Here is a 12,274-nt window from a genome sequence, read left to right on the forward strand (position 1 = left end):
TTGAAATAATAACAGCTTATGTTTTCAAAATTTATTGACAGACCCGTATTGTCAACGGTGATTTCTATTATCATCGTTATATTGGGAGTATTAGGGTTAATCTCGCTCCCCGTTTCACAATACCCCGAAATAGCACCGCCTACAGTAACTGTATCTGCTAATTATCAAGGAGCCAGTGCCGAAGTGGTAATGAACTCGGTAGTAATTCCTTTGGAAGAACAAATCAACGGTGTAGAGGACATGAGTTATATGACTTCGACCTCGAATAATGATGGTTCAGCATCAATAAGCATTTACTTTAAATTAGGTACAAATCCTGATATGGCTGCTGTAAACGTTCAAAATCGTGTGTCCCGTGCAACACCTTTATTGCCACAAGAAGTTACAAAAGCGGGAGTTACTACTTCCAAAAGACAAAGTGATAATATCTTGATTTTCTCTTTATATAGTGAAAACCCTGATTACGATATGACTTTTCTTCAAAACTATGCCAATATCAATATTCTACCTAAAATTAAAAGAGTTGCAGGTGTAGGTGATGCAACTATATTTGGTCAAAGAGATTATTCGATGCGTATTTGGTTAAAACCAGATATTATGGGAGCTTATGGTTTAATTCCTTCGGATATTACTGCTTTGTTAGCAGAACAAAATATTGAAGCCGCTCCAGGACAATTGGGTGAAAGTGGTGACCAATCTTTTCAATATGTTTTAAAATACAAAGGCCGTTTACAAAGCACACAAGAGTTTGAAGAAATCATCGTTCGTTCTACTGCAAATGGTGAAATTTTAAAATTAAAAGACGTTGCCCGAATAGAATTGGGAGCTGTTAATTATGCAAGTAGTACGCTTACAAATGGAAATCAATCAGTGGGTATTGCCATAGCACAAACCGCAGGTTCAAATGCACAAGAGGTAATTGAAAATTCCTTAAAAGTATTAGATAAAGCACAGTTGAACTTCCCTAAAGGAGTAAAATATACCACTTTAATTAATGCTAATGACTTTTTAAGTGAATCGATTACTAAAGTGATTCACACGTTGATTGAGGCTTTTATATTGGTATTTATTGTTGTTTTTATCTTTTTACAAGATTGGAGATCCACTCTTATTCCTGCTATTTCGGTACCCGTAGCTATTTTAGGAACCTTCTTCTTCTTAAGTTTATTTGGTTTTACCATTAACTTGTTGACGTTATTTGCCTTAGTCCTCGCCGTCGGAATTGTGGTTGATGATGCCATTGTTGTTGTCGAAGCCGTACATGCCAAAATGGAAGCTGGAGAACACGATCCTAAAAAAGCGGCACATAGTGCCATGGGTGATATTAGTGGTGCCATTATTTCCATCACATTAGTAATGTCTGCGGTGTTTATTCCTGTATCCTTTATTAGTGGATCTGCTGGGGTTTTCTACAAACAGTTTGGATTAACATTAGCTATTGCAATTGTACTTTCTGCAATTAATGCCCTTACCCTATCTCCTGCTTTGTGTGCCATTTTCTTAAAAGAACATGATCCTAATAAGCAAAGAGGATTTTTAGATCGTTTTTACACTGCCTTTAATGCTGGATTTGAAACAACAACTAATAAATACAAAAAATCAGTTGAGTTTTTAGTAAAACGCAAATGGTTAGCTTTCTTAGGTATTGCTGCTTTTGCTGGGGTTTTTATCCTGTTATTAAATACTACACCAAAAGCTTTTGTGCCAAGTGAAGATACGGGAGCAATCATATCTGATGTTCAATTAGCACCAGGAACTTCGTTAAAACAAACGGAAGCCGTTTTATTACAAGTAGAGAATAAAATAAAAGATATGCCTGAAATTAAAGAGATACTTCGTATTTCTGGTAGAAGTATCATAAGTGGTTCTGGTAGTAACTATGGTATGGTAATTTTAAAATTAAAACCATGGGCTAATCGTAAAGAGGTAAATAACGAAATTAGTGCCGTTGTGAAAGAATTATTTAAACGTGCAGCCTCTGTTAAAGATGCCAGAGTCTTGTTTTTTGCTCGTCCTACATTATCTGGTTTTGGTTATTCAAATGGATTTGAAATGCAATTACAGGATCAAAAAGGAGGAACTATCAAAGAATTAAGTACTGTAAACAATGATTTCTTAGCTGCTTTAAATAGCCGACCCGAAATTAAATATGCAGCTACTTCATTTTCACCAAATTATCCACAGTACCGAATTGATTTGAATGTGGCTAATATCAAAAAAGCAGGGTTGACTGTTACAGATATCCTAGGAACAATGCAAGGGTATTATGGAGGAGTTTATGCATCCAACTTTAATAAATTTGGAAAACAATACCGTGTCATGTATCAAGCTGAACCAGAGTTTAGAAGTGATCCAGAATCTTTGAATACTGTTTTAGTTCGAAATAAGGATGGACAAATGGCTCCAATAACACAATTTTTAAAATTAGAAAAAGTATTTGGCCCTCAAGCCATCGATCGTTTCAACTTGTTTACCTCTGTTAAGATTACGGGTGCTCCAAATGAAGGATTTAGTTCGGGAGATGCTATAAAGGCTGTTCAGGAAGTAGCTAACGAAAAATTGCCTCTTGGATACGGATATGAATTTTCAGGAATGACGCGTGAGGAAATTAGTGCAGGCGGACAAACCTTATTTATTTTCATATTATGTTTAGTGTTTGTCTATTTCTTACTTGCTGCTCAATATGAAAGTTACATCTTGCCTTTTGCAGTATTACTTTCACTACCAGTTGGTTTAGCAGGAGCCTTTATTTTCGCTTATTTATTTGATGTAAGTAATAATATTTACCTCCAGATTACGCTCATTATGTTGATTGGTTTATTAGCCAAAAATGCCATTTTGATTGTAGAGTTTGCGGCTGATGCCAGACGAAAAGGACTAAGTGTAATCCAAGCAGCCATTCAAGGAGCTGTAGCCCGTTTGCGTCCTATTTTAATGACATCCTTTGCTTTTATCTTTGGATTATTACCATTGATGTTGGCGCAAGGAGCTGGTGCAGTAGGTAACAAAGCCATTGGAACTGGAGCGATTGGTGGAATGCTAATAGGAACTCTTTTAGGAGTATTTGTAATTCCGATTTTGTTTATCGTTTTCCAAAATTTACAAGAAAAAATTTCGATAAAACCATTGCCTGTTGCCCATGAATCAGATGTTGAATCTTTAGAAGAAAACAATGAAAAATAAAATATATCGAATAGCATTACTTGTTATTGTAGCAACTATAATGCAAGCCTGTTTTGTAGCCAAAGATTACAAACGACCAGAAGTTCAAACAGATAATTTATACCGGTCTGAAAAACTGTCTTCGGATACTATTTCACTGGCGAATCTAAGTTGGGAAAAACTATTTACAGATCCTGTTTTACAAGGATACATTCATAAAGGGTTGACTAACAATTTAGATGTTCGTATTGCAATGCAAAATTTAGCTGTTGCACAAGCTACGATGTTGCAAGGAAAAGCCGGCTACTTCCCTACTCTATCTGTAGGGACAGACTGGACGCATCAAGAATTGTCTAAAAACAGCCAGTTTGGAGCCATCGTTAGAAACACTTCGGTTGATCAATTTCAATTGACAGGAAGTTTAAGTTGGGAAGCCGATATCTGGGGGAAAATTCGTAGTAATAAAAGAGGTGCTAACGCTGCTTATTTACAAACAAATGCAGCAAATCAAGCAATAAAAACCCAATTAATTTCAGCTATTGCTGTTACTTATTACCAATTATTAGCGGTAGATGAACAAATTAAAGTAGCCGAGGAAACTTTGGTAAACCGAGACAAAAGCATCGAAACCATCCTAGCGTTGAAAAAAGCAGGAAACGTAACCGAAGTAGGTGTTAAACAAACCGAAGCGCAAAAATATGCGACTCAACTGATCATTGCCGATTTGAAGAACAACACCATTTTGTTAGAAAACACATTAAGTGCTCTTTTAGGACAAGGACCTACAGCCATAGGACGTAGCAGTTTTGGAGTGCAAAAACTCCAACCTACAATCACCATTGGAGTTCCCGTGAGTTTACTCCGCAATCGTCCAGATGTTATTGCTGCCGAGTATAATTTGATTTCTAATTTTGAAATGACAAATGTGGCCAAAAGCAGTTTTTACCCCTCATTGAAAGTAACGGCAACAGGTGGATTGCAAAGTATTGATATCAATACATGGTTTAGTGCCAATTCGATTTTTGCTAGTGTAATTACGGGTTTAACACAGCCTATTTTAAATCAAAGGCAAATCAAAACCAAATATGAAATTGCGAAAGCCAATCAAGAAAAAGCCTATTTACAGTTTCAGCAATCACTCTTAACAGCGGGAAAGGAAGTTTCAGATGCCTTAGCACAATACAACAACGAAACTTACAAAATTTCGGTGAGAGAAAAACAGGTCGAAGCCTTGACCAAAGCAGCTAGTTATTCTGATGAGTTATTGACTTACGGATTAGCTAATTATTTAGAAGTGCTAACCTCTAAAAATGATGCTTTGAATGCCAAATTAAGTTTGGTTGACAACAAGTACCAAAAATACAAAGCCGTTATTCAATTATACAAAGCCTTAGGTGGCGGATGGCAATAAAAATTAGCCTTAAGTTAGGTTATAATTGGTTGGTTATTAGAAAAGTCACTAGGTATTTACTTAGTGGCTTTTTTTTTCGTTTTAGACAACAACATAAAATGCTTTTTTTGTCAAGCTGAGCTTGTCGAAGTCGATTTTAGTAAAAGCATTAAATGTTGTGTGTTTTTTAAGCAGAATAATTCCTTTTCATAATCCCTTTCTCCTGCTTTCACCTTTATTTCCTTTCACTTCGCTACAGGAGGGTACGGGTTACGTACTCGTCGGTTCGCAAAATGAAGGGTTCAATTCAATGTAAACATCGGTTATGATTGATAGCTTTTTACCTAAAATGTTTCAAAGTATTGATCGAGCCTAAAGGAGGACTCTGTAATAGGTTGTATTTTGTAAGTACAAGAAGTCAACTTTTTATTCAAGTAGTTTACTATATTTGTTTTAATCAAACGGAAGTTTTTAACCAATGGTTGTTAGGCAAAATTTTAGAAATGATAATTAGAAAAGCTAGGATAGAAGATGCTATTGAAATATCAGCACACTTATTTCTTGCAATGGAAGAAATTCTCTATCAATTTATAGGAATGAAAAATGCTAAGGAAGCAAAGAAGTTTCTGCTTTATTTTGTTGAAAAAGAAAACAACCAATATTCTTATCTAAATTGTTTTGTAGCCGAAGGCCCAATAGGAATTGAAGGCACTCTAAATAGTTATGATGGCGCCCAATTAGATGTACTAAGAAAACCTATAATAGAGTATATAAATAAACATTATAAGGCTGACTTTAGTCTAGAAAATGAAACACAACAAGGAGAGTATTACATTGATTCTATTGGTGTTGATCCAAAAAGTCAAGGAAAAGGCATTGGAACAAAATTGTTGCAATTTGTAATAAACAAGTACGATGCTAATCAAGAAATATTAGGGTTGTTAGTTGATGAAAACAACCCTAAAGCTGAAAAACTGTATTTAAATTTAGGTTTCGAATTAGTGGGTACAAAAGTATTTATAGGAAAGAAAATGAAACACCTTCAACGAAAACCAACTAAGATTAATTAAAGAAATGTACTTCTTTAACTACGAGTATCCACTAAAATTGATGAATAGACTGTAACGTTTAGAACTTGTCATTAATGTTCCGAGACCGTTGTTGTTGGTTTAAATACGCGCAACCAATCTACTTTCATTGTGTTTTTTTTCTCATTCTTCAAATCTTCATCAGATGGAGTTCTTCCTGCATCTACATGCCAATCTTGAGATTCTAGATTGATGATGATATTTAACTCTTTAGTAAAACCATTTCCGTCTTGATAGTTATAAGGATCAATAATACTTACTTTTGAAACATCATTGGCTTTCTTTAACTCTTCAAAGGAATAGGTTTCAGTGGTACTAAAATTTGTTATTTTTTGCTGTCCAGATTCAATATCAAGTTTATTATCTGTCATCGTAGGGTAACCATACTCCCATTTATCTTTTCTTTTATTAGCTAAAGATTTATCATACAATACCCGAACCAACTCCCCATCTATATAATATTCAAAATGGAATGCGTTTTTCCAGTATACTCCTATTCTTACATATTTTTGGTCTTCCTCTTTCCAGCAGTAGTCCCCCCAAGCAGTTACTCCCTCTTTTTCATACCAAGAACCAATATCTCTAGGTTGGTAATCAGTGAACGGTTCACGAACAAAAGAATGATGGCTCAAATGAATTGATTTGGCAAAATAAGCATTGCCAGATCCTTTACCTCCATAACACTCTAAAATATCAATTTCTTGAGTAGCATCAGGACTTAATAACCACACATCAGAAGCCAAAGCTATATTAGCCACACTTACTTTGGATTCAATAAAAACGGGATAGACTACCGTATTAATTGAAGTGATGCAACCTGCATTAACCCCTTCGTGATGTTTATTCATTTTATTAGGTCTTCCAGTCAAAGGCATATATTCAAATTCTTTATTCCATCTCGAAGCTTTTAAAATTAAATTATTCCCATCTACAGAAACATGATTGTATTTCCAATAGGTTGTTCCTGGTCCATCCCATTGACTTTGGTAAAAATTCACCCATTTATTAGGCCCGAAATTCATACTTTTGTTTGTTTCTTCATAGATATAATTAAAATCATCTGAGATATTAGCTTGAAATTTCCATTTCCCTTCGTTTTGCAAATGCGCAGGCAAAGCCAAAGTTCGGATATCTTCCTTCTTTTTAGTGTCTTTTTTTATGTTTTTAGACTGTTGTTGCGCATTACAAGAAAGAAAAAAAAGTACGAGTACTACGGTTTGCATTAATTTGAAATAACTCATTATTTTATCGTTAATATTATTTTGTAAAAATAACTTTAAGTAAATAAGATAACTTATAAAGCAACTTGATAAGAACTAGACATTAGTATCATTTCAACTGTATTTTATTATGATAATTAAATAATGCATTACAATAAATTCAAAAAAAAGGAACTTTAGATTGATTTTACCTAATCATAACAATTCAAAAAGATTTACTATCACGGCAAAAACGTAATTAATTATTCTGCTGGTTTTAATTGAGGATTTAACAATCTCAAAAAGAAGTAAATGATTTGTGCTCTCAATAAAAATATAATCAAAAGCAATTTGTTATATCACAGAAAATAATTTTAAAACGATTCTCATTGTAAGCAATTAATAAAATTATATATAGTTGTTTATTATAATTTCTTTATCAACTGCTTCAATAATAACCTTAGGTATATAAAAACGGGGATAATTCACAATATTTCTTGTTAAAAATTGTTTCAATAAGCTTACTATTAATTAATAGTTTTTTATTTGTTAAATAATCATTTGTTATTGCTTTAAAACCATTTGATTATCTATACTTTGGCTTATTTAATTATTTTTGCCTTTTATGTATTAATTAAAAATCATTACTAAAAGGATTTATAACTAATAAATAACGAGATTATATTTACAATATTAACATATAAATTAATTCATTTCAAAAAAATAATGATTCATAACCAATTAAATAAAATACAGAAATGGAAATAGTAAATAAGACATAATTAATATACATTTTGCAATCGTTTTAGAATTTAAAAATAGCTCACGATGAGGAACACTTACTACAATTTATTTATCAAATACAAATCTTTATGATTCCTCCATTTTTAAATTTTAAAGAACATATCATTTAACCAAATTGAATTATTTTAACCTTTAACAATTATTATTTATGATTAAATTCACTACAAGATCACGGTTTTCCGTGTTAGTAATTTTTTTTATGATGACGCTCTTTTCAGGCTATAGCCAAACTGTAGCGATAAATGGAGAGTCTCCCTTCCGGAAATGGGATAGAATTACTGTAGCACTCAGTTTGCCCTCAACAGTAACTGAATCAGATACTAGTTTTAAAAACAACAGAATGGATGTTATTTTTACCGATCCAAACGGTAATAAAATTAGAGTACCTGGTTATTTTGCAGCCGACGGTAATGCTGCAAATACTAGTGCTACGACTGGTAGCCTATTTAAAGCTTATTTGAGACCTTACGCAACAGGAAATTGGACATATCAAGTTCTCTTTTATTCTGGTACAGATGTCTCTCTAAAAGACGTAAATCAACTCCCTACTCCTACTTATAACTTATCAGGTACTATTAACAATGTTACCAATGCTGTTGCAGTACTTCCTGATTTGAGAGCCAAAGGTCGATTAGAGTATCAAACAACAGGAACAAATAACCAACGTAGGTATTTAAAATGGGCAGAGACAGGAGAGTATTTTTTAAAGTTTGGACCAGACTCTCCGGAAAACTTACTTGATTATAATGATTTTGACCATATCGGTACTAAAAATACTTGTGGTCTTTGTACTGAACATTCTTATAGTCCACATACAACTGATTGGAAAACTGGCGATCCAACATGGAATGGTGGAAAAGGTAAAAACTTAATTGGAGCTATTAATTATTTAAAAAACGAACAAATAAATTCAATGTCTATGTCCTTATTTGGAGGAGATGACAAGAATGTATATCCTTGGACTACTTTGTCTAATAAATTTCAATATGATGTTTCTAAATTGGACCAATGGGAAATTGTTTTAAATCACGCTGAAAAAAATGGTCTTGTACTTCACTTAAAATTTGCTGAGGCCGAAAACTGGAATGCCCTTTCATTAGATGAAATTAAAGTATATTATCGTGAAATGGTGGCAAGATTTGGTCATCACTTAGGACTTGAGTGGAATATCTCAGAAGAATTTGGAGGGAAAGATGGTACTGACCCAGCAAATGCTATTCCAAGAATTAACTGGCTAGCAAGTATTGATCCTTGGCAAAATCATAGAGTAATACATACTTATCCAGGTACTCATGAAACTTATTACAACTATTTTATTAATAACAATGCAAATATAACTGGGGCATCTATTCAAAGTGGTAAGGGCCTTGATTATAATGATTCTTACGATGGAAAATCAGGAATTAAAACATGGGTTGATGCATCCAAAAATGCTGGAAAACCATGGGTTGTAGCGAGTGATGAGCAAAACCCAGGTTCTACTGGTATGTTTACCTCTGAAGACATAAATGACAATACTGTAATTCCACAAGCTAGAAAAAAGATTTTATGGAAAGGCTTAATGGGAGGTGGAGCTGGAGTTATGTGGTATGGAGGCTCTCAAGGAGATTTTAAAACGGAAAATTTCAATCGATTTTCGACAATGTTCGAATGGTCTAAAATTGCAATATTGCAATTCATCCAAGGAAATGGTATTGAATATTGGAAAATGCAGAATAATGATGCATTAGCTACTGGTGACAGCAATAAATGTCTTGCTCAAGTAGGTCAAAGGTATATCATTTATCTTGAAAACGGAGGAGCATGTAGTCTTAATCTTTCTGGAGAATCAGGTAATTTCAATGTTAAATGGTTTAATCCAAGAGATGGAGGGGGATTACAAAATGGATCTGTTACTTCTATTAGTGGTGGAGCAAGTATAAGTATTGGTAATCCACCTAGTAATACGACTTCTGACTGGGTTGCACTAATAACAAAATCAGGGGGACAAAATATTGCTGTTACAGGGATAAGTATAACACCTCAGACAGCTACTGTAGAACAAAGTAAAACAATATCATTAGTTACAGTGATTACACCAACTAATGCATCTGATAAAACAATATCTTGGACAACTAGTAATGCTAGTACAGCAACAGTTTCAAATGGTATTGTGACTGGAGTAGCAAAAGGAACAGCTACCATTACTGGTACTACCCAAGACGGTAATTTTATTGCGAGTTCAGTTATTACAGTAACAGAGGCACCAGCAATTGAATCTGGATGTAATTTTGAAGAAGAGAATGGTTTGCTAATTATTGAAACTGAGAGTGCTGCGAATTATGAAAAAGCCCAGTTTACCCTTGAAACTGGTGCCGTAGGAACTACAACTCCAACAGGAACAGGATATTTAAGATATACTGGTCCTGATCATTTTGGTGCACCAGTAGCCGCACATACTCTTTCCTATAAAATAAAAATCACAAATCCTGGGATTTATCAATTTTTATGGAGAAATGTAAGAGATCCGCAAGCAGCTACTGGTGATGCCGCCAATGATGCTTTTTTGAATATTAAAGACAATAATGTTAGATTTTATGGTATTAAAGCAGGAGTTGAATATACCTTAACTGCACCTACTAAAGTTTGGATTCAAAAATCTGATTTTGTATACGAGTGTTACGGCGAAACCCATGCTGCTGGCGTTAAAATTAATGGTATGAGCATGTGGGCCAATTTTCCCACTGCAGGCGAGTACACAATTGAACACGCTGGAAGATCAAAAGGACATAGTGTAGATAGAATTGTATTATTCAAATCAAATAGAGGAGCTGATGCTAAAAACATCCTAACACCAGAATCTAATCGTGAAAAAAACTGTGTAACAAATCCTACTCCAAATCCTACTTGTGCTAATATAGACATGAATGCTATTGACTTCCCTATAACACAAGTGACTGGTTTTGTTGCTGGATACATAGACAATGTAAAGAGTGCTATGGCAATCAATGCTGCACAACATAAAGGTGTATTTGCAGCGGTTAAGCAAAACTTTTCAGGGAATGATGGTACTTATGATATTACTATAAACACATTATCAGAACTTGATGGAGAATCCACTTATGTTCTAAAAGTGGGAGGTGTTTTAGTTGGAACCCATAAAAACGGTGAAACGTCTGTAGATTACAAACCAGAAACCAAAACGTGGACAGGTATAAATGTTAAAAAAGGAGACGAAATTCAAGTTGAATTTAGCTCACATACTAACGGTAAAATTCCAGAAGGAGCTACTACAGCGTATTCTAGAGGTAGATGGACTAAATTAAGTTTTGTTTGTAGTGGTACTACAATTCCTGTAACTGAATCGGTAGATTTTTCTAACCTGCCCGCATCTTTTAGTGACAAAACAACTACTTTTTCACTGAACGCAATTTACTCAGCTAAAGAACAAAGAGACATTAACATAACTTTAAAAACACCTGATAATATTTATATTGCCGATAAAACTATTACAGTAAATGCAGGAAATAATCAAACAGCTTCTATAAATGTAACAGTATCTTCTCCATTAGCTATAAACAATGATTATAGGTTTGTAATTGCACTCCGTACTATTGGAGGAGACTATACAACTAATATTGAGAAAAAAATAGCATTATCTAATATCATAGATGTTCCGTTAAGCACAAAAGTGGTAGCATTTAAAAACTCACAAATGACGCTTACTGTTTATCCAAACCCAATAGGGAATAAGAATCTAACGGTTAAATTAACTGGTGCAGACAACTCCTTGTCATACAGTATCTCAGATATGAATGGTAAATTAATTAAATCTGGAAATTCAGATAAAAATGAGTTTATGATTCCTTCTGAGGCCTTCCCTAGTCAAGGTATTTACCTTTTGAAAGTAAATGCAAATGGACAACAATTAACCAAAAAGATTATAAAGTAAATTAACTTACAATAAAGAATTTTTTTATAAGAGGCTGTCCGCAAAGACAGCCTCTTTGTTTTTTTAAATAAGCTATTTTATTTTGCGATAATAGCCTCAGGAATTTCTGATTTTTTATCATTGACTCTAAGGGAAAAATTCTTCACATTCTAACTATTTAGTTTGGTTCAACAACATTGTACACGGCAATCACCTCGGACAATCGTTTCTAATTTATTTAGCGATTAATCGGTCAGTTTGAAATGTTTCTTACTACTGGCTAACTCATTTTATTATTGTTTTCAAAAAATAATTTGTTGGATGTAGTCAATCATTCCAATGCTTGTCAATCACCTATTGAATTTCAGGATAGTTTTTATCAGTTTCATTTAGTTCTGTTCTATGTTTCAGTATTTCTTATTTTAAGGAAGCAATTACTGCTTTGTATTTTTTTTCCCTTAATTTTATTTTAGATACGAATAAATTTGCGTTAATACCAGTTGTAGCGGTTTATCCGCAATCACAACTAATTAAAAAATCAGCGACCCGAGCAATAGCGAACGGGCGAAGCAATCTGCGGTTATAAAACGCATGCGTTTGTCCTGACTTATATGTTTTAAAATTTACAAATTATGTATTAGGCGTAATTTTAAATGCAAAAGCATAATCCCCTACTTTTTCTTTTGGTAATTTAATGTGTAATCCATCCTTTTCAACGGTG

General features: G+C 33.7%; 5 protein-coding genes. 4 read left to right on the plus strand and 1 reads right to left on the minus strand.

All coding sequences use genetic code 11. The features are described from left to right. Positions 1-18: 18 nt before the first annotated feature. The 3 genes from WBQ70_RS09170 to WBQ70_RS09180 all read left to right on the plus strand — a co-directional run bounded on the left by WBQ70_RS09170 (position 19) and on the right by WBQ70_RS09180 (position 5,622). Positions 19-3,183: an efflux RND transporter permease subunit gene (locus WBQ70_RS09170; RefSeq protein WP_423913210.1), complete on the plus strand. Its 3,165-nt coding sequence runs from the start codon at positions 19-21 to the stop codon at positions 3,181-3,183. Further along, positions 3,173-4,573, plus strand: coding sequence for an efflux transporter outer membrane subunit (locus WBQ70_RS09175; protein ID WP_423913212.1), 1,401 nt, complete (start codon positions 3,173-3,175; stop codon positions 4,571-4,573). The genes WBQ70_RS09170 and WBQ70_RS09175 overlap by 11 nt, the downstream gene beginning before the upstream one ends. Before the next feature lie 482 nt (positions 4,574-5,055). Beyond that, positions 5,056-5,622: a GNAT family N-acetyltransferase gene (locus WBQ70_RS09180; RefSeq protein ID WP_423913215.1), complete on the plus strand. Its 567-nt coding sequence runs from the start codon at positions 5,056-5,058 to the stop codon at positions 5,620-5,622. 71 nt (positions 5,623-5,693) lie between these two features. Here WBQ70_RS09180 and WBQ70_RS09185 read toward each other — a convergent pair whose 3' ends face one another. Further along, a complete protein-coding gene (locus WBQ70_RS09185) occupies positions 5,694-6,881 on the minus strand; it encodes a beta-agarase (protein ID WP_423913218.1) in 1,188 nt (395 codons plus the stop codon). 961 nt (positions 6,882-7,842) lie between these two features. Here WBQ70_RS09185 and WBQ70_RS09190 point away from each other — a divergent pair. Further along, on the plus strand, positions 7,843-11,574 hold the full coding sequence (locus WBQ70_RS09190) for an Ig-like domain-containing protein (protein WP_423913220.1): 3,732 nt from the start codon (positions 7,843-7,845) through the stop codon (positions 11,572-11,574). The last annotated feature ends 700 nt before the right edge of the window (positions 11,575-12,274 follow it).

It is taken from the genome of Flavobacterium sp. (assembly GCF_049590715.1).
Taxonomy (GTDB): domain Bacteria; phylum Bacteroidota; class Bacteroidia; order Flavobacteriales; family Flavobacteriaceae; genus Flavobacterium.